Source organism: Oceanospirillum sanctuarii (assembly GCF_002150805.1).
Classification (GTDB): Bacteria; Pseudomonadota; Gammaproteobacteria; order Pseudomonadales; family Halomonadaceae; genus Oceanospirillum; species Oceanospirillum sanctuarii.
Genome location: NZ_MTBA01000001.1, coordinates 626,657 through 652,840, shown reverse-complemented (window position 1 = coordinate 652,840; position 26,184 = coordinate 626,657). Strand labels below are relative to the sequence as shown.

Here is a 26,184-nt window from a genome sequence, read left to right as displayed (position 1 = left end):
AGCGCAGGATAGTCTGCATTGAAAGATTAATGGGGACGGTTGAGGTCAAAAATGGCTTTAATCGTCCCTTTTTCATGCAGCAGATCCAGCGCGTCCTCAACCTCTTCCATATAGAAACGCTTTTTCGAGCGCTTTGAGATAAAAAGATCTGCCCTTGCCTTACCGATAACAAAGAGTGTTTTTGTCTGATCCGGTGCGATCCCTTTTTCATTCATCGAATGATACAGAGTCTGATCAAGACAGATTAAGGCGGCTAAACGGCCCTTGAGCAGCATATCCAGCCCTTTCTCCATAGAGTCCAGTGAGACTTTCAGGATCTTTGTATTATCGTCAAACGCTGGGCCATATTTTGACCCCCGAACATGGCCGACGGGTAATCCTTCCAGATCATCCAGTGATGTAATGCCAGCACTGTCCTGCCGGCCTGTTACCACAACATCAAAGGTCGAGACCTCCCCTACTGAATCACCGTAATTGTGAGATTCAGGACTGTTGAAGAGAACAGCAAAGTCGGCACGGCCTGTCTTAATATCATTGATCACGCGGGGATAGGGCCGGATATAGTTTTCGAAGGTAACGTCGAAAGAGGAATGCTGTTTGAGTTCAGCCTGCAGTGCTTCGTTGAATTCTACCAGAAGCCCGGCAGGTTGATTGCCATCGATGAAATAGCCCCAGGGTTCAACACTGCTGGTTGAAAACACGACAGGGTCATGGGCGTCTGCTGTTACTGCGGTAGAGATAGCGAGGCTGATGGCAGCACATGCAAGTCGATTTAGAAAGCGAAAACCCATGGTATCTATTCCGAAAGCATTTACTGCATACTAATCAGAATGCTGCACTGCCTCAACACTTCCCTGTCGCTATTACCAGATTGGCGAAAGTTCTTAACTCCTTGATACCCCTCTTCCCTTTTGAACCGGGCAATCAATCAGAAAGAGGGATATCTGGGAAGGCTATGGCTTCAGCATAAAGCCATCAAAGAAGGCGCTTAACTCTTTGTGCGCATCAAGCGGCAGGATATTCGCGATGTGCTGATCCGGACGAACAATGACCATGCAGCCCTGCTTTCGATCGATACCTCGGGCTTTGAAGATGTCGTGTTTCAGGTCGCATTGAAATGCCTTTTCATAATCCCGAAGGCCGTATTTGCCCTTAGCAGGCCAGATGAAGGCCGGCAGAGTTTCAATGGAGAGATCCTGCTGCTGAAAGACCGAATACACATCAATCACGGCATCGATATCATCCTCTTCCGATGTGTATTTCAGTACAGGCGATGCTGGATTCTGTGCCAGATAATGGATTAATCCTGCTGCTGCAGAGCCTTCATCCAATGGACTTCTGGTATCTGCGAAGATAAAGATCCGCCAGCGACCATCGGCTTTCACCTGATGTCCGAGGTGCACAGGACGACCATCGGCAATGCGCACTGCTTTGGAGGAATGAAAGCGCTGCCCGATATGAAACCCCGTTGCCAAGGCCTGATTGCTCTGCCCGGTAGTGATATAAGATGGGTCGTAGCCGATGGATGTTCCGGCGATAAAACCGTTCTGGCGGGCGATAAACTTCTCAATCTCTGCGGTATTGGTTTTCACGCTCTCGGCATTTTTCTGAGCATTCGGACGGGTAGCCACCAGAGCAGACATCTCACGGTCGGCATTGATCAGCATAAAGGCAACTTTGCGACGTTCCTGCTCGTAGGTCTGGAGTAGCTTGGGATCAGATTTGCCCTGTAAAACTGCCGCAAGCTTCCAACCCAGATTGAAAGTATCCGGTAGTGAGGTATTCAACCCCCACCCGCCTTTCGGGCTATGGGTATGGCAGGCATCACCAGCGACAAATGCGCGGGGAATCAGGTTGTCGGGGTTACCCACTGGCGTGTCGTCAAAGCTCTCGGCAACTCGCTGGCCAACACCATAGATGGACCACCAGGCGACCTCTTTTACCTCTATCTGATAAGGATTCATAATCAGTTTCGCCTTGGCGATGATGTCATCAGAGGTCAGTTCCAGGCTTCCCGCACGTTGATCTTCCCCAAAAAGATCCATTTCGACGTACAGCCGAACCAGATAGCCTCCTTCGCGGGGAATGATCATAACAGCGCCGTGATCCTGCGACTGAATAAAGGTTTTGACGCGAATATCCGGGAAGTCCGTCACCAGAAGTACGTCCATTACGCCCCAGGCCTTGTTGGCAGAGTCCCCCTGCATCTCGATACCCAGATTCTTACGCACTGCACTATGGGCTCCATCACAGCCCACCACAAAGCGTGCTTTGATTGTTTCAACCTTCTTGTCTGCCGAGTCATTTTCTGTCTCAAAGGTAGCAGTGATCGCGTGCGCATCCGGATTCTGACTGAGCTCCGGATCAACCTCCAAAGTCACCAGACGTCGACTGTAGTGTGGAACAAGATGGGTAACGGAGTTCTCCATACCTTCGAGCAAAATATCGTGCAGACGGGCCTGATTGACGACACCATGGGTAAATTCAGACAGACCCAGGCGCGCATCAGGTACTTTATGAGTGCGCTTGATCTGATCCGGCTGGTTGGCATCCGGCTCCCAGAAGGCGTTCTGACGCAGCTGGTAGGTCTCTTTCACCAGCATTTCACTGCAGTTAAAGGCCTCCATGATCTCCATAGTACGGCAGGAGATGCCATCGGCCTGACCAAACAGCATAGGCCCCGGCTTCTGTTCTACCAAACAGGTTTTAATATCAGCGAAATCTGCCAGCTGACGTGCCAATGCAAGACCCGCAGGGCCTGAGCCTACGATAAGTACATCAACTTCATTCGGCAGATCTGCCATTGGTGGCGGCGTTGCAGGCTTGCGGGCCTCATCACGAATCTGGTAATTACCGGGCTTAAAACCATTCAGATGGTATTGCATCGTATGTTCCTCTCAATCGGGCTGTTAGCTTTTTATCGTTGTTATTGATGACTGTTCTTTCTCAGAGAAGTCAGTCAGTGTCGATGAGGAAAGCTTAGAGGGAACCAGCAAAAAGCCTGTCCCCTAAAAATGGGGACAAGACATCTCGTTATGGTTATGACCTTAAGGGCAAAAAAAAGCCGTAGCCAAACAAGGGCTACGGCTAACCCACCTTCTGGTGGCGCACAGTTACCTGTCCTCAGGTAGCTGCGGGGTCGCTCTAGCGATCAGAGTTAATGGTTTCAGTCGATCTGGTATGCGCCTTCACATCTTTCTTATTCAGCCAGGTCTCCTTGTAATCAAAGTTTTCATACAGGGATAACTGATCCTGATAATGAGGTGAAGGTGTTCCGTCAGGAGCGATAAACCCGCTCTGGCCGGGAGCTACAACCTCATAGGCTTTAACTTTGTTTTTGCCGGAGAAGACAACCAGATTGTTCTCGGTACCGCGATTCATTGCGATATGAGTTTGCACTGCTTCTTTGTCAGCAGCCTGAGGCACCCCCAGGAAGTTGTTCGTGAAAAAGTGCATAGGAACAACCGGTAATTTCCAGTTATCAGGATCATTTCCGTAATTAGCCTGAACCTTTTCGACGGCCTGTTTAAAGCTCGCCAGCACAAGCCGGTTCAATGGTTTACCATTCAGGAAATCATAATCCTGCTGAACACCCTGATCCCCTTTACCTTCAGAAGCTAACATCGCCTGCAGTAGTGCTTTAACCCCCGGCTGTACGTTGATACTGGCACGTACTGGTGATTCCGGGCTTGGGTAGCCTGCGGAGGCGTACCATGGGAAATACTTCTCAGGCAGGTCGTCTTTCAGAACCTCTTTCAGCATCAGAGGCAGCCATGACTGGAATACCGCACTGGCGGCTGAGTCGTAATAGCCGTCTTTATCCCTGTCATCGTTTTGTTGATCCCAGCTGATCAGACGAAGTGCTTGCGCCCTGACAGGGTCATTGCCTGGTAGGTGAGCGGTGGCTTTATCGATGTAGGGAATAAAATACTTGGCGTTAACGTCAGCATAGGAGACGTCTTCCATCATCTGCTTAACATCGTCAGCCGTGAACTTATCCTGGCTGTCCATAATGTGTGTCATGGTGTCGACACGGTCCGCTTTGCTCCATGAGTACCAGAACATATCCGGAGCCAGAAAATCATCCGCAGGCTTGTTGTTCCAGTTGGCGATATAGCCACTGCTTGGGTTGTAAACCTGAGGGTTCTTTGCAAAGGATTTAAGTCCTAACCATTCCTGATCGCCATCTCCCGATGCTGGCAGACGGTTGTCATGACTGGCGACACGTTCAGGATACTTACCGGTAAAGACATAGCCGATATTCCCTTTCTGATCGGCGTAGTACCAGTTGATGTTAAAGGCCATGCGTTCAGCTTGTTTCAACCAGTCACTGTGGTTTTCAGCGCGTCCCTGATGGATCCAGCCGAATAGGGTGTCCAGCTCTCTGCCTTGCCAGGAGCGCTTTTTGGAATAGGCGACACCCATTTGGATATCTTCTGAAACCACTAATCCATGAATACTCTTCTTAACGGTGACTTGCTCGCTGCCGCCGCCTTTGACTTTAATCGTCTCGGTGCGCAGCTCATACGGCCAGTACTGGCTTTTGTAGCGATATTCATTGGCATTGTTCGGATTAAGAGTCTCGCGGTAGATATCTACCAGATCTCCTGCTCCCCACGTGCTGCCCCAGGTAATGCTTTTGTTATGGCCAAACAGTATCGCTGGATAAGCAAAAGGCGTGTTTCCGACGAGATCAAAATCAGCACCATGCAGGCCCACCGAATAGGTATAAGCCGGGTTGTACCAACCAAATTGAGGGCCGTTCAGCAGAATACTGTTTGCGCCCTTAGCCTTGGATTTACCAACGACAATCATGTTTGATGTTTGTGGATAGCCTGCAACGCCGGTGAGCCCATAGTCAGCAAATTGTTGATCGTTATACTGATTTGCCTTATCGCTGTTCAGTGCAAGGATGCGACCGGACTGATCGATAGCAACACGGGACAGATCCTGATCAAGATGCTCCGGCAGAGGGTTCTTTTGGTTGGCGAACACCCGTTCTGTATCGGCTGGTTCATTTGCTTCAGCTGTTACCGTCTGCTGTCGGCGATCAAACTGCCCTTTCCAGTCGCCTTTGGGGATGGTTGTTGGTGCGGATGGATCATTCAAGGGATTAAGTTGGTTGAAGATCTGCTTGCCTTTGATTTCGCCATGTTTCGCGATCAAGGCATCAACCAGTTGCTGATTGGCTAGCTCAGTGTTGTAGTCGCCAAAGCGGTTACCCATCGAACCAACGAAAATCATGGCAACATCGTAGTCGGTCCATAATTCAGGCTCGAAATCATTATCGTGGAACTGCTTAGGCAGTAGCGATTTTTTGGACTGTAGGGTTTTACTGATCCAGGCATTCATCCCGGCGGCATAGCCACTGAGAATATCCCGATCATTTTTCTCCAGAGCGGCTATCTGGCGTTGAATTGAAACCGGGTCAAAGTTCTGACGGATTTTCTTATCAAACTCAAGGAAGTCCCGTCCCAGCACTTCTGCAACCCGGCCTTGGGTTGAGCGCTTCGCCATTTCCATCTGATAAAGGCGGTCCTGAGCGACCGCATAGCCGTATCCGTAGAAGAGGTCATAGCGAGTGTCGGCATAGACATGGGGAACGCCCCACTTATCACGTTTTATCGTCACCTCTGCTGCTGAGCTGTGAGCACTGGGAAGTGCCACTGCCAGACTGATGCCCATCATCAACAGTGATTTTTTCAATTGCATTAAATTGTCCTCTGCATGAGTCAACCTTATGGCTGACCCTGATTGTTTTTGTTATTGCAGAGCTAACTTATCAATCTGAATTATGTTATTTAATGACGAAGTTTTTAGCTATTGATTTTCTAGGTGAAATAATGATCGACTTTCGAGAGTTTGAATGCTTTTGTGTGCTGGCGAAAACACTCCATTTTCAGGAGGCTGCGGACAGGCTGAATATTTCGTCACCTACTCTGAGCAGAATTATTAACCGTGTTGAGGGTCAGGTCGGAACAAAACTTTTGCAGCGAACAACCCGAACTGTAACGCTGACGCCTGCAGGTGCTGTTTTCTATCAAAAAGCACAAGAATTACTGGAGCTCCATGGTAATACCGAGCTTTTCTATAAGCAGCTGAAGTCAGGGAGTTCGGGGAAGTTAACTGTCAGCTACGGCGGCCTGCCCATAGAGACCTTTCTCCCCTCTGTAATAGGAGAGTACAAGGACTTATTCCCTGAGGTTGATCTGACACTGTTGCTGCAGCGAATCATCGATCAGGAGGATGCTTTGTTGGCCGGGACTACCGATATCGGCTTTTTCTCAGGTACTCCCCGTCACTCTGACCTTGAATATCAGCTTGTGCACGCAGAGCCCTTGCTGTTTATCACCGCTCGGGATAGCGAGTTTGCAGACCGGGCCTCAATATCAATCGAAGAGATCAGTGAACTAAATCTGGTATTGGGTAAACCGGAAAGCTGGGTGGACGTATATGAAGACTTTTTCAAGAAAGCAGAGTCATACGCTCCATTGAATATTGTTCAGTATGCTGATGATGTTGCCAGTGTAATGGCGTTAGTCAGCCTTGGGATTGGTCATAGCATTATGCCCGGGGGGGATATCAATTTAAGGCGAGCTGGTGTTGCTTATATCCCAATTAAGGGTTTTAACGGGAAAATTCGGCTTAACGCAGTGTGGAGACGTGACAGAATGAATCCTGCGCTGACTAACTTCAAAGACCTTTTGACCTTTAAGTTAGAGGGGTAAGGCTTACCTCATCACACAATCCGTAACCCAACCCTGTTTGATTCAGTTACCCTTCCTCGGTAAGTTTCAGGCATTTATCGGTATTTCGAATCATGCTCAGGGACATCAATCTATATGACACCCAGCTTTCCAAAAGCAGTTTTACTCCTTTCATTAAGTGTAATTTTGGCTGCATGTAAAGGAGAAGAAGATGATGGTGACAACCAGTCAATCAGTAATAGCTGTTTTGACTTGGAAACCTCCAAACAAGAGATGATACAGCTGATCAATGACGCTCGGAGTCAAGCGAGAACCTGCGGGGTGTATGGAAACTTTCCTGCAGCTGGAAATGTCAGCTGGAACGATAAGCTATTCAAAGCCGCGAATGCCCATTCTCAGGATATGGCTAAAGAAAACTTCTTCAGCCATACAGGTTCTGACGGATTAGCCTTTAGCGATCGCATAAAGGCCGCCGGATATAGTTACTCCAGTGCCGCTGAAAATATCGCTGCCGGTCAAAGCACTACACAAGCTGTAGTCAACGCATGGTTAGGCAGTGACGGGCATTGTAAAAACATTATGGGATCGAGCTATACAGAAATAGGCTCAGCCTGTGTCTCTTCTGAAAGTGCTGACTATAAAACGTATTGGACACTGCTGTTGGCGCGGCCGCAGTGAATATAAAAAGCCAGTCAGACCCTCTCAGGCGTGGCTGGCTTTATCATAAGACCTTCGAACATTCGCCCTTAGGGATTACGCCCCAAGTTTCAGTAGCGGTTTGCAATGCTGCGGGCAACGGTCTCTGAACACTCCCCAGCCGTCCCTATCAAGATCAAAGGTGGCTGTAAGCACGCATTGGCTCTCCTGATCCCCATCGGCAACCAACTCACCAAACTGAGCGAGCTTGAAAGTGAAACAGCCAGTAATTCTGATCACTTAGAGTTACGGGCTTTAAAATTTGGTAGGCATTACTGGACTTTGACAACCATACCTACTGTCTAATTATGAGATATAATTTACTGTGGGTATTCATAGCCAACTGTTATATCCAGAGAAAAACCATTGCTTTGGTCTAGGATTATAAAATTCAGCGTTGTCGAAGTCTTGTCTTTTTCGCCTTTGGGCTGCCAGTAGGCCATGTAATATTCGCGATCACTATCCCATTCATACCGGAAGCCAAGTGCAGCAGGGTTGCTTGAAGACACTGTAAAATAATAATCCTGATCAGATGATGTGCAGTGAAGTATATATTTCACTTCAGAATAATTATAATGATGCATTGAGCAATCTAGTTTTTCATCTTTGTTTATATAAACACTGTACATTCCAAGTAGTTCAGGAAGAAAGTTAACTGTGTCTTCTTTGCATACTTCTATTTGATGTTGTTCGCCTCCACTTACTGTAAATCCACTACCCTTCAACGATGCTCCGCCATCCGGCCATGTAAGTTCATACCTACCTTGCTTGCAATCACTCTCTACAGAGGAACTATCCGAGTCAGTGTTGCCCTCCTCATTCTCGCCAAGGCACGCTGTCAGAGGTAGTATCAGAAATATCATCCATAGATTTTTTAACATTGAAATTAACCATCACTTTGTCAAACTAGAAAAGTTGATAGGTTTTTCTGGCTTCTCGCTACCAGAATACCCATAAAAAGCAAGATAGAAAAAAATAAACCTAGGGCAGTTTATTTAGTTCAGGCAAAGAAGGTACAACAAAAAAGCTGCTACTTTGTGGATTAGATCCTTTGAAATTGTTTTCAGTAGCTGTGGTGAGCCTGTTAACTGTTATGTCGATGTAGGCAAGTGTGATATTTTGTTTCAGCTATATGCTGCTGAAAATCACTGGTCCTATGATCGGAATCTGTTGGAGTGTTGATGTCGTTATTTATGTAATGCATAGCCCTAGCACATCAAGCACCAGTCATGATTCTGGTCTCAGGACTACTATCTTCTTTTCCCCATCATTCACCTTACTGTTTATAGGCAAGTTTTGTCCGTTCCTTGTTAGTTGTTTAAAGATCAAGAGAGTAGCCCGCTGGCACGACTGATCTTCTGCTTCAGGGCCATCTCCAGCACCTTCTGCTCCGGCGTGATCAGGGTAAACATCTTTTTCGATCGGGTGATGCCGGTATACAGAAGTTCCTTGGTCAGAACTGCATTGACCTTATCCGGCAGGATCAAAGCGGTATGTTCAAACTCAGAACCCTGAGACTTATGCACCGTCATGGCAAATACCGTCTCAACACCCTGCAAGCGACTTGGCAGCACCCAGCGGATACCGCCTTTGCCATCCGGGAAAGCAACCCGGAAAGGGCTGATACCGGAGCCGGCCGTTTCTTCATTCCCCTGTGGTAACTGCAGGCAGATACCGATATCACCGTTCATCAGCTTGAGGCTGTAATCATTCTGCGTCACCAGCACAGGTCTGCCGGAGTACCACTGCTGCTCACCGGCATCGATCAGACGACGGTTAGCGAGTAACTGTCGGATACGCAGATTAAGGCCTTCGACGCCAAAGTCCCCCTGCCGAACCGCACACAGCAGCTGGAATTTCTTATGCTGCTCAAACAGCTTCAGCACCCAGCTTTCCAAAGCCTGTTCAGTAGATACAGACTGCTCTGAATCAGCAAGAACACGCTCTAACTCATTCAATTTTTGCAGATAAGGCTGATAACCGGTCAGTATCAGCTGGTCAAATGCGCTCCAGTCTCTGTGCTGTTCCTGAATTAATGGCAGTTCAAGGGCATTCAGCTCATCGGTAAACTGGCGGAAGTAACCCTGTAAACCTGCTAGGCCAAAGTCCAAAACACCCTGCTGATTCACCCAGGCGGCAAAGTCCAGCAAGCCCTGACCTTCAGAACGGTAGCAGTGGCGCAGCATGGTAGTAGCCTGACTCAGCATACGGGCAAGCTTTGGCAGGGCCAGAGTTTCTTGAGTGGCCTGATACTCTTCGCCGATCAACTGCCCCGTGGAGGATGCCACATAAGCACAACTCTTCTTACTGTAATGCCCCGCCTCTGCCTGCTGACAGAGATCCCCCAATACAGAGCCCGCTTCCACCGATGCCAGCTGGTCTTTATCCCCCAAAAGGATCAGGCGGGCACCCGGTCGAAGAGCATCCATCAGCCTGGCCATCATCTCCACATCCACCATGGAGGCTTCATCCACCACAACAATATCGGCTGGTAACGGATTGGCCCGGTTATGACGGAAGTGACGGGTATTAGCCTGACTGCCGAGTAAACGGTGCAGGGTGCTGACCTCGGTCGGAATTGATGCCTGCCACTGATCTGCAGGCAAATCCTGCGGGAACAGCCCCCGCGCATCTGCCGATAAAGCCTCAAGGTTCAGATTCAGCCGCTGCACACTGCCGGCGATAGATTCGTTCAGTCGGGCTGCCGCTTTACCAGTGGGAGCAGCAAGGCGAATCACCAAAGGTGGCTCGCCCTCTGCCAGCTCCAGTCCCTGCAACAGCGCCAAGAGGCGCACTACCGTGGTGGTTTTCCCCGTTCCCGGCCCCCCGGTAATAATGCTGAAGCCGCTGCGGGCCGACAGACCACAGGCAACCTTCTGCCAGTTAGGCACCAGCTGATCCGGTTCAGGCCCGAAAACGATCTGCATCAGAGGCTGAATCTTGTCAGATACTTCCAGAGGAACCAGACGCTGCTCAATGCCCCGGCGAACCTCCTGCTCGTACTGCCAGTAGCGGCGCAGATAAAGCAGAGGCCGCTCAGTGCTTCCTGTCAGCACCAGTGGCTGATTGCCTCGAGCCAAAACGACATCTGTATCCAGCTGGTCGCGTAAATCTTCAATCGCGGAACAAGCCGTCAGCTGTTCCAGCCATTGTGTCAGAGACACAGCATTAAGCTGACTGCGCAGCTGACGGCCGACCAGCTCCCGCAGGCGTTCCTCAGAAACCGGTGACAGTAAACCCGCTGGCTCTTGCTGTGCCTGAAGCAGATCCAGACACACGTGACCGTGGGCGGTACGTTCGCTCACCAGTGCTACTGCCAGAAGCACAGCATCCGGGCAATCAGCTTCCGGAACCTGCTGACGAATAAAGCGCGCAAAGGCCAGATCCAGCGCCCGGATAGCACCGGCTTCCTGCCAGATCTCCAGCTGCTGAATCAGGGGCAGATTCCCGGCTAGCTGTTGAGATAGCACCTGAGACGGTTCCTGTGACAAATTCTGGATCATTATTCCATCACTCATAACAACATCCCCTGTTCACCGGATTCATGGCTGTTAAAGCCGATCGTCACAGACTCACCCCGGAAGAGACGATCCAGCGCTTCAATCAACTCTTTCGGCGGGCGCTCAAAACACAGTCCCGATTCCTCCCCCTGCCATCCCCTAAGGAAAACATAAACCGAGCCACCGATGTGCCTGTCATAATCATAATCCGGCAAGCGGGCTTTCAGCTGACGATGCAGCGCCAAGAGATAAAGGCAATACTGCAGGTCATAACGCTTCTTCAGAATCGCGGCCACCATGGCATCATGGGTGTAGGCGGTATCGTCCTCACCCAGTTTGTTCGATTTCCAGTCCACCACGTAATAACGGCCGTCATGCTCCACCACAAGGTCGATAAAACCCTTGAGCATGCCATTCAGCTGATTGGGCAATGCTGCCGGACGGGGTTGCTGATCCAGCGTGTAACGGCTGACCAGCTGATCCAGCTGCTGGGTATTGACCGAGCGGCTTTCCAGCAGAAACTCCAGCTCTACCGCGCAGGCTTTGGGCGACAACCCCGCCAAAGAGAAAGGTTTACTCTCAGCAGTTGTTGACCTTGATACCGTCATCAGTGGCCAGGGCATCTGCAGAAAGACTTTCAGCCAATCACTCAACGGTGAAGCCAGATGCTCAATCTCGCGGAATTCACATTGCCGCTGCAGATACTCAAGGCGTGAGGCATCATCCAGTGCCGCCGCCTGAAAACCTTTAATCAACTGACCATCCTGGGTGCGGTAACGCTGGATTGCGGCCCACTCCAGCAAACTGTGCAGGAAGGTGCCCCAGCTGGCTCCCGCTGGGAACTGGTGCATAACATTCTTTTCATCAAGCTCTTCCGGAAGCGGTGCCCGCTCCAGAGGCTCATCCCGGGTTTCAGAGGCGGTTGCTTCTACCGCCAGTTCAGGATCAGCAACTCCAGAATGAGCAATACCGGAATGAACATTGTGATCAGCTCCGCCTCGCATACCGGCAACAGCTCCATATTCGATGGCCGAGTAACTGGCGATCCACCAGCCTTTCAGTGCATTAAGCTGCGGAGGAACCCGGGCAGGGCTCAACACCGGAGGCTCCGGTTGCTGCAGTCGGTTATCCAACACATCCGGAGTACGATCCAGCAAGCGAATGCTGTCACAGCCGGATGCCAAAGCCCGATAAGCCTCCATCACCGCCTCGGCAGTTTTGGTCTGAGCAGCATCACCACCAGCCAACAGATAGCCCATGGCGGAACGCTCGATCTGAGGTTTTTTCGCATTACCTGATTTCAGCGGCCCGATACCCAGCCAAAGCGCATGACTGGCACGGGTCAAAGCAACATAGAGCAGACGCATGTCTTCACTGATGCGCTCATCATTGGCCAGATCCCAGGCTTCGCCAAAGCGCGACTTTCCGGCAATTTCGGCGTAAGTCCGCTGGGAATCACCCAGCCCCTGCCGCCAATTCACCTGCGGGGTTTTACCGTCAATCTCGCGCCAGCTGCCGATAAAGGGCAGCAGTACCAGCGGGTATTCCAGACCTTTGGATTTGTGGATGGTGATCACCTGTACCAGATCGGCATCACTCTCAAGACGCAGGATATTCTGGCTGTCACCGGATTCGATCTGCTCAGACAGATGACGAATCAGCGCCTGTTCGCCTTTTACTTCAACCGCTGCCTGTTGCAGCCACTCCGCCAGATGCAGCAGGTTGGTCAGGCAACGCTCGCCTTCCGGTTTTTTCAGCAAACGGGCTGGCAGGCGATAGTGATCCATCAGCTGACGCACCATCGCCAGAACGCCCTGCTGCAGCCAGATACGATGCAAGCGGGTAAAGAAGAGCATCTGACTTTCCCAGCCAAGCTCATCTTCCCGCCAGTCGGCCAGCTGAGCCAAAGGCAGTTCCAGTGTATTGCTGCCCAGCGCCGCTCTAACCAAGCGCTCATCGCTCGGTTCGGCAACCGCCCGCAACCAATGCAGCAGATCCACCGCCTCGGCACTGGCAAAAACCGACTCCCGATCCGACAGATAGACACTGGCCACCTGACGTTTTGCCAGCTGATCCCGTACTAGGCGGGCTTCACTACCGGTACGCACCAGAATGGCGATATCTTTTGGTTTCAGCGGCTGATCGATGTTGAGAGGGCCGTTGGAACCATCAGGCTGTTGATCCGTTAAGATCGCAAAACCCGCCTGCTGTTGCTGTGCCAGATTCAGCCAGTGAGTCACCTGACTGGCGGCCACTTCTGCCGCCTGCTGACGATAGGCACTCATGCTCAGCGGCTCATCCTCGTCATGCTCAAAGGGCCAGAGGGTCATAGGTGCAACCGGCTGACCAAGAAAGCAGAGCTGCTCCTTGCGCCCCTTGGCATCCACTACCACATAGGGAACCTGATTGTCGCCATCGGCTTTAAAGCGGAAGGCTCCCCGGGGATGCTCCTCAGCATGCCGGAAAAGATGATTACAGGCGGCAACCACACCATCACTGGAGCGGAAGTTGCGCTTCAGAGTGTAGTGCCGTCCTGTAGTGGCGTTTCTTGCCTGCAGATAGGTGTGAATATCCGCGCCACGGAAGCTGTAGATCGCCTGCTTGGGGTCACCGATCATCACCAGAAGGTTCTCCTTCCGGTTCTCTTCAAGGTGATAGATGCGGTTAAAAATCTGATACTGAACCGGGTCGGTATCCTGAAACTCGTCGATCATGGCTGCCGGGAAAGCTTTGGCCAGTGTTGTCGCCAGATGCGGTCCATGCTCGGGGTCATTCAGGGCATCCGCCAGCTGAGTCAGCAGATCATCAAAGCCCATCTCGGCACGGCGTTGCATGCGGGCATCAAACTGAGTGCTGACCCAGTCCAGCGCATGGGCGGTCAGCGCAGATCGGAGATCGGTATCCGGTTCTTTTACAGCTACCTGATTTTGCTCACAACCCTCTTCGCCATCCATATCCGAAATGGCATCCGCCCAGTAAATCGCTCTGAGGCTGGTAAAAGCGGGGAAGTTTTTAACCTCCTGCTCTTTGCCCTTTTTAAAACTGAAAGCACCTTCGGCAAAGTTTTTCAGCTTACCGGGCGCTTTGCCCTCGTCCTTCGCCCAAAGGGCGATACTTTGCAGCAGCTGGGTAAATTTCTCCGGCTTGGCGCTGTCATGTTGAGTGCCGGAAAGCACAGGCTGCAGTTGCCACAGATAGGCTTCAATCTCTTCCTGCTGTTCTGCCCACTGGCGGCGGGCGGTTTGCTCAAGCTCTGCCTTACGGGCAGCCTCGGCTTCCTGCGCCTGCTGATGCTCATAATGGGCGTTCAGGCAGGCATCAAAATCCGACACAGCCAAAGGGCGACCTTCAAAACTCAGACCCGCCTGATGATTGCCCATCAGCCCCTGCAGACGTTGCTGCAAAGCTTCCGGTGAGGCGAAACAATCCAACACCAAGGAGACCTTGGTGGCAGATAAGGGATAAAAATGCTTACGCCAGTAATCCCGCACCACTTCAGCCAGCAGTTCACTCTGATCCGTCACCAGCTCACGGTTGAACAGCCCTCGGGTATCGAAAGCATGCTCCACCAACATACGGTTACACCAGCTGTGAATAGTGGAGATACTGGCCTCGTCCATGGATTCAGCGGCCAGTTTCAGGCGCCAGGCACAACCGGGCCATTCAGCCACCGGAATACTGGCCCGCAAAATATGGAGCGGATCGAAGGGATCCCTTTCTGTCTCCTGATCCTGAAAAAAGACAGCAGCTTCCACCAATCGGGCACGGATACGGTCGCGCAGCTCCTCTGCCGCCGCATCGGTAAAGGTCACCACCAGAATCTCTTTTGGTGTTAATGGACGATGGAAACCTGTGCTCTCAACATCTGTCTGCTTGCCATCGGCTTCTGCGCCATCTCCAACTTCACTGCCATGCCCAAGAACGAGTCGGGTATAGAGCAATGCCAGACTGAAGGTTTTACCGGTTCCGGCACTGGCCTCGATCAGCTGACTACCGGTCAGCGGAAATGTAAGAAAGTTAAAATCCCGACTTGGCTGCGGGTTCTGATCCCGATTCTGATCAAACGGTTGCGAACTCATGCGGCACCTCCCTCAAACAGAACCTTGCTGCTGCTTTTGCTTTCATCAGATACGGCATCCGGTGAATCACCCTCGGGCTGTGCAGGCTTCAGACAAGCTAACATAGGACCATAAAGACGCTCCGCCAGCTGATCAAAACGGCCATCAGCCGATAGCGCTTCAAAATCCGGCCAGAAGCGGGAATAAGCCGGATGATCGCCAATTTCGCCACTGCGGTTAAAGCCTCCCAGATATTCACCAGCTGCATCGCCATCGGTGAGATAACTGAAGCCGGTTTTGCAGGCCAGTGGCCAAAGCTGATTGATATTTTCCAGCCAGGCTTCCGCCAGATCTTTCAGCAGGGCTTCCGCCTCTTCAGTCGGAACCGGCTGCATCTGAATACTTTGCTGACTGTCGGCTCCCAACAGATGAGTCACCACAGGTTGTTCCAGCTGAGCAAACAGATGCGCGGGCCAGTGACGGATCAGGTGGTAATACTTGAGATCATCCCCCTGCAGCAATCGGCTTGGCTGCAAAATCAGACGTATGGTGTTGCCGTAGGCATCACGGCGCAGATCATTCAGCTGAGCTTCCAGCTGATCGCCTGAGGACAGCTCAAACACCCGAACACGGGTTGTGTGCGGTTGCGGATATTTTTGCTGCAGCATCTGACTCAGACTGAGGGGCTCATAAAGCGCATCCTTCAAGCGGTTCTGCTCCGCTTCCGCAAAGGCGGCCATGGGCAGTTCCCCCGCTGCCTGCAAACGATTCAGGGCTTCATCCAGCAGCAGATCCGCCGGAGTTTCCGGAGAGACCGCCTGCTGTTGTACGACACGATCTATCAGGGTTTTCTGCAACGCCCAGCGGCCAAGGCCATCCAGTGCGAAACGCTCTTCATCTTCAGCCATCTCGCCTTCATCAAACCAGCGCACACCTAAACGGCGACTGAAAAAGGTTTTCACCGGATGACGCAGAAACTCCGCCAGATCACTCAGGGTTAAAGGTGCATCCAACGCCAAAGGCGGCAGCTGAGAATCACCGGAGATCAGCGCCTGATCCGACATCAGGTTAGAAAGCTTGTGCTCGACCTGCTCAGAAAGCACGCCTGCTTCATGTACCTCCCGCCACTCTTTGGCGTAGGTGAAGTGCAAGGGGCGTCCGCCCTCATCCGGCAGAAAGTACTTCACACTGAACGGCTGCAACGGATGCTCGGTGGTGATGGCATCCAGCAGATCTGAAGCCTGATCGTCAGCCAGTCGCCAGCCTGCGGCCAGATAATCCCGCAGTTGTCCCACTAACACCGAAGGCGGCTTGGCAGTGTTATCACGAATATTGCGACCGACCCAAGAGATCACCAGACGCTCCCGCGCAGATAGCAGGGCTTCGAGGAACAGGTAGCGATCATCTTCCCGACGGGAACGGTCACCGGGGCGGTAATCGTTGGCCATCAGATCAAAGTCTGCGGCCTGCTGGCTGCGGGGATAATCCGCATCGTTCATACCCAGCAACCAGACCTGTTTAAAGGGAATGGCGCGCATCGGCATCAGGGTGGCAAAGTTCACCGAGCCACCGAGGAATTTCTGAGTGAGGGTGGGCTGATCGATACGACTTAACAGCTCTTCCCTCAGCACTTCAAGAGGCAGCAGCTCATCGGTCAGCTGGCCCAGTTCACACTCCTGACACCAGCTGTCCAATCCTTTGCTGATGTCACTGAGGGCACGCTCATCCGCTGGTTCCTGCGCGGTAAAGAAGCGATGGCAGAGTTCATTGATCACCCGCTCCCAGTCCCTTGGCGTTCTTGCGATCATCATGGCATCACGACTGAGTTGCAGTGCATCGATCAGCAATACCAGAGGACCGATTAGCGCTGCTTCAAGACCGGCAATCTCATCGTACGGTTCAATCTCATGCCAACGATCACTTTGCCCAACGGCATAGCCGAGCAGCATGCGCTTCAGACCAAAGAGCCAGGAGTTCTGTTCACCGGCTTCCGCAAGATCCAGCTCCGCTCGTTGCTGCTGATCCAGTCCCCAACGAATATTTGCCCCCTTGATCCACTGATGCAATCTTGGCAGCTGATCTTCCGTTAAGCCGAAGCGAGCCTGTAACGCCGGGGTATCCATCAGATCGAGTAACTCACTGACCGCAAAGCGGGCATCCCTAAGCTGCAGCAGAGTTTCAAAGGCGGTCAGCAGACTGTTAATGCCGCGCTGCCCCTGATCGGAAATATGGTAGGGAATAAAGCGGGAATCCCGCTGGCTGTATTCACCAGCAGCGTTCGCCTGCGAGCTGTATCGCCCAAAAACGGCCTGCACATGGGGAGCATAAAACGATACATCCGGCACCATGACCAGAATATCTCTCGGCTGAAGAGACTCGCCCCGCAGCTGCGCCTGTTCAAAGGCATCCAGCAGCTGATCGTGCAGAATTTCCACCTCACGCTGAGGGCTGTGGACGATCAGAAACTGCAGGCTGTTATCGGTTTCTGGGTCGATCCGGCTTTCAGGCTGCTCACTCAGCTTTTGCCGCTCATCCAGACTTCTCAGCTGATATATATCGTCCTGAACCTGCCGCAGCAGCGGCATGACACCGTTACCCTCGGGCTTTGGCGGTTGAAACAGGTCGATGCTGTTGAAGTGCTGGCGGTAAGCTTCCGGCTGATCACTTTCGTCAAGCAGGTGCAGGTAATCACGCCCCTGTTTACCCCAGGAAGCCAGCAGCGGATTGCCCTGCAGGTGCAGACTTTCCAACGGGACGCCTTCCGGCAATTTGCGGGCGGTGGTTCGGGTGTACTGTTTTAGCAGCGAGCGTCCTTCAATCAGGTCACCCCAGTAATGAGGACTCGGGTTATGGACAAAAAGCAGTACCTGACAGAAACGGGATAAGCCCTGCAGCAGCTCAAGAGTTTGTTGTGGCAAGGCGGAGATACCAAAAACGATGACCCGCTTTGGCAGCTCATCGGGTGCTTCAGCGAGTTGTTGGCACTGATCGACAATAATGCGGTGAATTTCGGAGCGACTTTTCTTAGCCCAGAAGCGCTCCTTTTCATCCAGCATTTCATGAGAATGCGTATCCAGAGGACGTTCAAGAATGGTCAGACTGAGCAGACGCCACAACGCAGGTTGCCAGAGTTGCTCGTCTGGCAGGGGGATCTGATTCGGCTCCTGTCCGACACGGATCAGAATATCCTGATTCTTCTCCCAGGCTTCCAGCCAATCGGCACGGTACACCTGATACTGGTCGTACATATCCGACAGTTTGGCTGCCAGCTGGTAGGTGCGGCGCGGGTCAGCATCTTTTTTCAGAAAGCCCAGCAGAGGCGATAAGCAGTCAGGATTGGAGACTTTGGCCTGCAACGCTTCCTGATCCGACAACAGCTGATACAGCGTCCAGGTCAGCGGGCCTTTATCAAACGGAGAGGCGCTGGGAATATCCGGCTCGAAACAGCGATAAGCCTGCCAGATAAAACGCCCCGGCAGCTGAACCTTCATCGCAGCAGCAATACCGCAGCCGCCCTTGTCTTCATCTTCCGCTAGCGCCATTTTCAGCCACTGAGCGATACCGTTACTCTGAACCAGAATCTGCTCATCATCTAACGGCCCCAACGGATAGCGCCGGATCCAACCGGTCATCACATCCCTGAGTTCTTCCAGATGATTGCCCTGAATCACCATCATGCCGGTGGGCCACTGTGCGTCTGACATAAGCGTCCTTGAAAACCTGACTAAACACCTGATCAGGCAAGCCAGAATCCAGCGTTAAACGCTATTCTGAATCTCAACCTGAAAGCTGAACTGCAAGTATATCGTCTGGCCGTAGCGCTTCCTATTTCAGGCTTGGGGATTTCTTGCGTTTAGGATAGAAATATTGGCCTTATTCAGGACGGGGCGACACTCGCAAAGAAGTAAAACGAAAAAAGCCCGTAATTCTGATTACTCAGAGTTACGGGCTTTTAAATTTGGTAGACATGACTGGACTCGAACCAGCGACCCCTACCATGTCAAGGTAGTGCTCTAACCAACTGAGCTACACGTCTTTGATGGGGCGTATTATAAGGATAACTTTTTGTTAAGCAACACTTTTTTCAAAAAATTATCCGTACACATCAAAGCTGAGCCAGAATAGTCTCTGCACTACTCTTCTCAACACCTTGTTCATCAACACCCAAATACTCAACGACGCCGTCATTCAGAATCATGGCATAACGCTGAGAACGAACACCAAACTGAACACCGGTCAGATCTTTTTCAAGGCCGACTGCTTCAGCCAGGTTACCGATCCCGTCTGCCAGCATGATAATTTCTTCAGCGTTTTGGTTCTTACCCCATGCATCCATCACGAAAGCGTCATTAACAGAGGTACAGATAATAGAATCAACGCCTTTAGCTTTGATTGCATCAGCATGAACTACAAAGCCCGGCAGGTGGGTCACGGAACAACCCGGTGTAAAGGCGCCCGGTACTGCAAAAAGAACAACCTTTTTGCCAGACAGCAGTTCATCAGTCTGAACAGATTCAGGGCCTTGCTCACCCATTACTTTCAATTCTACGTTTGGAACTTTCTCACCAACCTGAATAGACATCACTCACCTCAAAATCATCCATCAATATGGGTATTTGGAAAAATATACGCTCTGAACTGAAACTCAGTGCGATGACACTGGTAAATCTTAACGTATCATCCGGAAATAACCGAGTAAAATAGTTGGTGATGAAATTTGGTCAGATTTATCAGGCTATCTTTTGTCTTAGACCGCTATCAGATGGAACTTAGTTATGATAAACATTCACTGACTACCTACCCCTAAACACCCCTGTAGGCTTTTAACTACAGTCCAGGTGATCTAATGATGGATTTTAACGGAATAAATAAACTGTAGAGCCAATCTTTTGCTACCTTGAGAGAGTAAAAGGCTATGTCTGCAGCTAGAGCAGTATGGGAATACTGCAAGGGAGTACTGCATGAAACGATTGTTTATCGTCGAGGATGAAGCCATTATCGCAATGGATCTTGCCGAGCAGCTTGAGGAGTTCGGTTTCGACGTTGTGGGGGTCGCCCACGATGGTGAATCAGCGATTGAACAATTACAGGATCTTGATCCTGAGCTGATTCTTATGGATATCGTTCTGGGCAACGGTATCGATGGTATCGAAACGGCCGAAGAAATTCTTAAATCCCGTTCCATCCCTGTTATTTTCCTGACCGCATTCAGCGATAAAAACACCGTCGAGCGTGCGGCTAAGGTTGCCCCTTATGGGTACATCACCAAGCCTTATAACGCTCAGGCGCTTCGTGCCAGTATTGAGATTGCACTGACCAAGCATCAGCTGGAGCACAAGCTGCTGTACAAGGAGCGCTGGTTTTCACACATCCTGCATGCGGTTCATGATGGCATTATTGCCGTGGGTATCGATGGACTGATCCACTTTGCCAATGCTGAAGCCTGCAGATTACTCGAAGTGGGTGGTGTCGATGACCTGATACGGAAAGATGTCAGTGAATTAATCCAGCTATACGATCAGAATGGCACAGCACTGACCGCCTCTCCCGTTGCCAGTGCAATGCAGCGTAATGCTGTCATGCCTATTGTCTTTAATGGTTCTGTTAAAAACATCAATACAGGACACCGAATCTTTATCGACTTTTCTGCGGCACCTGTCCGTGGTGCAGCAAACAGAGTTATTGGAGGTTTGCTGGCTCTCAGAGATGCCTCTCATCGACTGCAGATTGAATCTGAAATCCGCAAAAGTGATGGTCGTTTTCAGGCCGCATTCAACAATTCGTCAGTGGGTGTTGGCTTAGTATCACTGAACGGCGGACTGATCGAGCATAACTCGGCTTTTTCGGAGTTGTTCGACCTCCCTCAGGTATCTGATATCAATATTACCGAAGCACTGTCACTCTCTTATAACGACAGAACCAAAATTCAGGAAGGACATCTGTCACTCCTTTCCGGTCAGGTATCTAGTTTTCAACATGAATTAAAAGTTCAGCTGAAAGAGAGCCATATAGAACGCTGGCTTATGATTAATATCAGCCTGCTGCATGATAAAGAGTCAAACCCGAGCTATTACTTCTACCAGATCTATGACCTGACCGATCGGAAACGTGCCGAACAGAAGCTTTATCATCTGGCCAATTATGATGCTTTAACGGGGCTTATGAACCTCCCTCAGGTTAAAGATGAGATCACTCATATTATTGAGCTCAATGAGTATGACCAGAATGGGATCGCTGTTATTACGATTGATATCGATGACTTTGACGTTATCAATGATCAATACGGGATCGCGGTCGGGGATCATATCCTGACTGAACTGGCCACCCGTTTAAACGATTTAGGGCATTATAATCTGGCCATTGGTCGCTTAGGTGGTGATCGTTTTGTGCTGATTATGCACTCACTGGAAAGCGTCAATCAGGCGATGTTTATTACTAACAGAGCACTTGATGAGCTTAAAGAACCCATTTTTGTTGATGATCAGGAGCTCCTTGTGACGGCCTGTGCCGGTATCGCTATCGGGCCGGATGACGGTATCACTGCAGACACCCTACTCAATGCCAGTGCTTCTGCTCTGCAGTTGGCAAAAGTAAATGGTCGTGGCCAGATTCATTTTTACAACGAAGATGTTGCGGAAAATGTGAAAGGCCGAATCAATAATGAGATTCGAATCACCAGTGCTCTGGCAGATGGCAGACTAACCTGTCAGTTCCTGAAAGCGACTCCTGTTTCGAGTGACTGTGCCCAAACTATTATTAAGGTTCTGGTCTACTGGGAAGAACGAGACTATTTTCTGACGCCGGATAGCTTTTTCAATATCGCCAATTACAGCGGTTTGTCCCGTAATCTGCTTTTAGCTGTCGTTGAAAAAGTCTGTTCAGAGCTAAAAAACTCTAAGGACACGGATAAGCCTGTTGTGATCATCCCTTTCTATCCTGCCATTCTTCAATCGGCCGAGCTGGTTAAAGATGTTGCGGTCCGTATAAGAAGTTATGGTCTGGAACCCTGTCAGTTTGTATTCGGCCTGACCGGTCGCTTAATGACCGATGGTAAAGCCGCCAGCCTGAAAATTAATGAAATCAAACAGGAAGGATTTCAGTTCTGCCTGAATCTTTTTAATGGTCAGAGTGCATCTGTTGATCTGCTCTACAATTTTGCACCGGAATACTGTGAGTTTGCTTTGACAGATGATCAGCCGAATCTGGCAATCTATTTGGATGCAACCATGGCCATGACACAGGCCCTGAAAATTCCGGTCATTCTCTGTGATGACCGTTCTGACAAACGGGATTCAGGCCTTAAAGATAAGGCAACTTATCTGCTACCGGATCGGTATCAGGCCATTGATCTGGGAACCATCAATAAAGATTAAGCATTATAGGGATTAAAGGTGGTGATAACGGATGTTGATTAAACTTAAGGAACCTTTGTTTCGCCATTTTTTCCCTGTAGTGGCAGGAGTGATCACCCTGGCGGGGGCTGGAATAATCCTCGTCGGCTGGCACTTAGAAGTAAAAAGTCTCGTAAGCCCTTTCGGTGCTGGCGTCAGTCGCTATAACACGGGTTTGATGTTTCTTCTTTTGGGGCTGACACTGGTCTCTTTTCCTGCTCGCTATAGCGTTCAACGCTTCATTCTTTTGCTCGCACCAATCACGCTTCTGTTTATGGCTCTGGCGACACTCTATGAATACGCCTTTGATCAGATTCTGGGTATTGACGAGTTTCTCTTTAAAGACTGGATGCCAGCAGAACAGGGACGCTATCCCGGCCGGCCCTCCCCGGCAACAACTTTAAGTTTTACGGCTCTGGCCGTCGCACTCATCATTCGCAATCTGGTAAGCACCCCAAATTCTGTGATCACCTATGAAACCCTAATGCGTCTGAGGTCTGCCAGGGTCGCGTTAGCGCTTTATGCATCTCTGGTGATGGCAACAGCAAGCACCGTTTCCATTGCCCTTTTTGTTTGGGGTACGGCAAGCTCAGAGACTATTTTTGGTCGCCTGTCTTCCGGCCAATCCATGCTGACAAGCGCCATTTTTCTGGTTGCCTGTATCGGTTTGATCATCAACCTTGTACGCCTTAAACCCTTTGAAATTCGCTTCCTTTGGTTACCTCAGTCTGTTTTTGTCGCATTTTTAGTGCTTGGTTTAGTTATCGCAAACAACACCCACGATAACAAAGAGCAATATTACAAACTGGAAGTGAATAACCATCTCACACTGATAAAAAAACTGGCGTTTTCTACGCTGGACGACGCCATCACAGACCTGAGTTCGCTCTCCTGGTATCTCGGAGACCCCTTAATGCAGCCCAGTAATTTTGAAAAGGCCTATGCACAGGGACTGGTAGGTGTTGTGCTCGAAAAATCCGATTTTAGCACTGAGGTATATGGTGAAAAGATCGATACCGCATTGCCTGACTGCAATCGTTCGCCCTATCAAATGAAATGGCTCAATGATCGTCTTTTAATCTCAGTTAAAGCCGCCGCGTCAAATCCGGGCAATGATCTTTGTATACACGGGTTATTCAATCAGGACTATTTTATAAAGCACCCGTGGCAGGAGCTTGGACTGAAGTTCACCACCAAACTGACACCGGTAGTGTCTGGTTTGGTAAATGATGAAAGCCAGTCATTAGTCCCACCCAATGTTGCCATTGCGGGACGCATCTTTGATGTTGAAATTACGCCAACATCTGCAACAGAGGCGATGTTCAAGCAGGATTCCCGAGCCTTTATTATTGCACTTTCAGTTTGTTTCGGTTTGATTGCAGCGGTTGCCGTCAGGATGCTGCTTAAGTCCCGTCATCACTACGATGCGATGGCTGAGGCAAACTGTCGACTGACGGCTTTAGAACAAAGAAACCGTAAAGTTCTGGAGATGGCTCCTGAGGCTGTCGTTCTGGTTGATGACTCGGGAACCATTGTTTATGCCAATCGCAGAATTCTTGAAATTTTCGGTTATCAGCCCGATCAGCTTGAGGGGCAACCTTTAGAAACCCTGCTTCCACCAAACCTGAGGGATATGCACCGCAGTCATCGCAAGCAGTACATACGTAACCCTGTTACCCGCGAAATGGGGCAGAATCTGGCCCTTGAAGCCCTGCATGCGGAGGGGCGCCCTTTCCCTGTTGATATTGTTCTCAGCCCCATTGAGTATGGCGATGAAAGGGTTGTTATGGCGATTATCCGTGATATCTCAGATAAATTGGCTGAAAAAAAGCGTATTGAACGGGATCTTCAGGAAAAAGAAGTTCTGCTAAAAGAGGTTTATCACCGGGTAAAAAACAATATGCAGGTGATTGCCAGTCTGCTGAAAATGCAGTCCCGCTCCAGCGAACACCAACAGACCAAAGAAAGCCTGAATGAAGCCGCCCTAAGGATTTCAGCACTGGCTCTGGTCCATGAGAAGCTTTACCAGTCCACAAGCCTGTCCCGAGCCAGTATCCGCCCTTATATTGAGAGTCTGACTGAAACGCTAAGACAAAGTTATCTGGGCTCTGTCCCTCTAAAAATCGCCATTAAAGCCTGCGATGGTGAATTTGAACCAGAGGTTATTGTGCCTATTGGGCTGATCCTGAATGAATTGATCTCTAATGCAATGAAGCATGCTTTTAAGGATTCGGAAGAACGGCAATCATCAACTATCGATATCCGCTTTATGCCGACAGACGGAGATGAAAATTACAGATTAAGTGTTTCGGACAACGGTGCTGGCATCGAAAACATTGCAGAGCTACAGAAAAGTAAGAGCCTTGGCCTAAAGTTGATCAGAAGCCTGACAGCTCAACTAAAAGGAAAACTCGACATTCAGTCATCTGAAACAGGTAGCTGTTTTAGTATCGATATTCCGGCCTCATCATTAAAGCCATCTGCATCACCGTTGGTTGCCAGCGGTATGGCTAAGAAATACACAAGAGAACAGCAACCGGAAAGTTAGTTAAGTAGTTTGGCGCTATTCTCTCCAGTCCTGACCAATTGCCTTAAGCGGCAGATCAAGACCAAGTGCAGGAACCTGTTCTGCAATCCAAGAAGGGAAGGTATTACTGTTTGGCCCCGGAAACATGGTGTATTGATTTGCCCATGGGTAGTTTCGTGCTGCTTTATCGATCTGAACAATCAGTTCATCAACCCCTTCCCCGCTTCGGCTAAGAAGGAGTTCCGGCTTTTCACCGAACCAGTAACGGTCCGGATAATCCTGTTCAATACGCAAGGCCGGTAAACCGCGTTTTTGCCGCCAGCCGATCACTTCGTAAACCGTGTAATTATCCGCATGGGATGGTTTCACCGAGATCCAGGTGTGAATCGCAAACAGGCCCCGCCAACCATAAACAGGCGCACCATAAACCTGAATGACAGCTTCAGGGGTTGATTCAGCTTTTGGCGCAATTCCGGCAGGTTCCCGGCTGGCAGTACGCCAGTCTTTGTTACTGCAACCTGAGGTGATCATCAGCGCCATCAGCAGCAAAACAATTCGGATCATTCTTTTGGCCTCTTCAGTAGGATTCTGCAGCTGCTTTACAGTACGAATCACCACAAGAACAGTTCACATCTCACTTTGGTGATCGATTATCACTAAAGAGGCAGGATCTGGTTAATATGCGGCGCGATGTCAATAGCTTGCAGCGTCTTCGTAGCGTTCTGACATCAGGAAACGATTCAGCTGGCTACCGTCTGCTGTCAGACCGCCTTCCTGCTTTAATCTCTGATATCCCTTATTCAGTGCCAGTAAAACGTCAGGGCGGTTTTTATCCACCCAAAGAGCTAATGGCGAAGAAATTAACGGCTTATAGTTAAACTCTCCGGTTAGCCCCCGTTTTTCAAGATACCAGCTGAAATGACTACCGCCCCACAGGTACTCCGCACGCTCATGCTCCAGCATCCGGATGGCACTACTGTTGTCCTGCGCCATCGCAAGTTTTACAACGCCCTGATCTGACAAGGTTCGGAGATTTTCAAAATAGCGATATGGGGAAAGCCAACCTCGGATGATGATCATTTTCCGGTATCGGAGCTCCTCTTCGCTGTCAGCAATCAGATCAACTGGTGTTTTGGAGTAAATCCCAGCTGTCCAGGGGAAGTGCCAGTTCGCGTCTGAACAACAATTACCAAGACTGGGATGTCGCCCGGTGATAATCACAGAAGCCGTTCCGTTAGAAATGCTCCGATAAACACGAGCTACCGGCAACATTCTCAACTCACAATCGATCTGCGCTTTGGCACA

General features: G+C 50.3%; 14 protein-coding genes and 1 tRNA gene. 4 read left to right on the top strand and 11 right to left on the bottom strand.

Annotated features, from left to right (window positions below; translation table 11 throughout):
* Nucleotides 1–26 precede the first annotated feature (26 nt).
* The 3 genes from BV405_RS02760 to BV405_RS02750 form a co-directional block, all read right to left on the bottom strand.
* Nucleotides 27–791, bottom strand: a complete 765-nt coding sequence (locus tag BV405_RS02760; protein WP_086479306.1) for a substrate-binding periplasmic protein — start codon at nucleotides 789–791, stop codon at nucleotides 27–29.
* 162 nt (nucleotides 792–953) lie between these two features.
* Nucleotides 954–2,885: an FAD-dependent monooxygenase gene (locus BV405_RS02755; RefSeq protein WP_086479305.1), complete on the bottom strand. Its 1,932-nt coding sequence runs from the start codon at nucleotides 2,883–2,885 to the stop codon at nucleotides 954–956.
* 259 nt (nucleotides 2,886–3,144) lie between these two features.
* A complete protein-coding gene (locus BV405_RS02750) occupies nucleotides 3,145–5,712 on the bottom strand; it encodes a penicillin acylase family protein (RefSeq protein ID WP_245832219.1) in 2,568 nt (855 codons plus the stop codon).
* Between the two features lie 92 nt (nucleotides 5,713–5,804).
* Here BV405_RS02750 and BV405_RS02745 point away from each other — a divergent pair, with 92 nt between their 5' ends.
* On the top strand, nucleotides 5,805–6,728 hold the full coding sequence (locus BV405_RS02745; protein ID WP_086479304.1) for a LysR family transcriptional regulator: 924 nt from the start codon (nucleotides 5,805–5,807) through the stop codon (nucleotides 6,726–6,728).
* 114 nt (nucleotides 6,729–6,842) lie between these two features.
* Nucleotides 6,843–7,385: a CAP domain-containing protein gene (locus tag BV405_RS02740; protein ID WP_217895551.1), complete on the top strand. Its 543-nt coding sequence runs from the start codon at nucleotides 6,843–6,845 to the stop codon at nucleotides 7,383–7,385.
* Between the two features lie 338 nt (nucleotides 7,386–7,723).
* On the opposite strand, the gene BV405_RS02735 is transcribed toward BV405_RS02740, so the two are convergent.
* From BV405_RS02735 to BV405_RS02710, 6 genes are all read right to left on the bottom strand, one after another.
* Nucleotides 7,724–8,284: a hypothetical protein gene (locus tag BV405_RS02735; RefSeq protein ID WP_086479303.1), complete on the bottom strand. Its 561-nt coding sequence runs from the start codon at nucleotides 8,282–8,284 to the stop codon at nucleotides 7,724–7,726.
* Between the two features lie 444 nt (nucleotides 8,285–8,728).
* Nucleotides 8,729–10,921: an exodeoxyribonuclease V subunit alpha gene (gene recD, locus BV405_RS02730; RefSeq protein ID WP_176330022.1), complete on the bottom strand. Its 2,193-nt coding sequence runs from the start codon at nucleotides 10,919–10,921 to the stop codon at nucleotides 8,729–8,731.
* Complete coding sequence (gene recB / locus BV405_RS02725) at nucleotides 10,918–14,982, bottom strand: exodeoxyribonuclease V subunit beta (protein WP_086479302.1); 4,065 nt, start codon at nucleotides 14,980–14,982, stop codon at nucleotides 10,918–10,920. Before recB ends, recD begins: the two co-directional genes overlap by 4 nt.
* The gene (gene recC, locus BV405_RS02720) at nucleotides 14,979–18,665 is read right to left on the bottom strand and encodes an exodeoxyribonuclease V subunit gamma (RefSeq protein WP_086479301.1); all 3,687 of its coding nucleotides are present in this window, start codon (nucleotides 18,663–18,665) and stop codon (nucleotides 14,979–14,981) included. Before recC ends, recB begins: the two co-directional genes overlap by 4 nt.
* A gap of 255 nt (nucleotides 18,666–18,920) precedes the next feature.
* A tRNA-Val gene (locus BV405_RS02715) sits at nucleotides 18,921–18,997 on the bottom strand.
* A gap of 69 nt (nucleotides 18,998–19,066) precedes the next feature.
* Nucleotides 19,067–19,543, bottom strand: a complete 477-nt coding sequence (locus BV405_RS02710) for a peroxiredoxin (RefSeq protein ID WP_086479300.1) — start codon at nucleotides 19,541–19,543, stop codon at nucleotides 19,067–19,069.
* 379 nt (nucleotides 19,544–19,922) lie between these two features.
* Between BV405_RS02710 and BV405_RS02705 the strand changes: the two genes are divergently transcribed.
* On the top strand, nucleotides 19,923–22,334 hold the full coding sequence (locus BV405_RS02705) for a GGDEF domain-containing response regulator (protein ID WP_086479299.1): 2,412 nt from the start codon (nucleotides 19,923–19,925) through the stop codon (nucleotides 22,332–22,334).
* A 31-nt stretch (nucleotides 22,335–22,365) separates the two neighbouring features.
* Nucleotides 22,366–24,900 (top strand): sensor histidine kinase, encoded by a 2,535-nt coding sequence (locus tag BV405_RS02700; RefSeq protein ID WP_086479298.1) that lies wholly within the window; start codon nucleotides 22,366–22,368, stop codon nucleotides 24,898–24,900.
* Between the two features lie 15 nt (nucleotides 24,901–24,915).
* Here the strand turns inward: BV405_RS02700 and BV405_RS02695 are convergent, their stop codons facing one another.
* A complete protein-coding gene (locus BV405_RS02695; RefSeq protein ID WP_086479504.1) occupies nucleotides 24,916–25,443 on the bottom strand; it encodes a DUF3750 domain-containing protein in 528 nt (175 codons plus the stop codon).
* A gap of 129 nt (nucleotides 25,444–25,572) precedes the next feature.
* Complete coding sequence (locus BV405_RS02690) at nucleotides 25,573–26,151, bottom strand: hypothetical protein (protein WP_140054436.1); 579 nt, start codon at nucleotides 26,149–26,151, stop codon at nucleotides 25,573–25,575.
* Nucleotides 26,152–26,184: the final 33 nt, after the last annotated feature.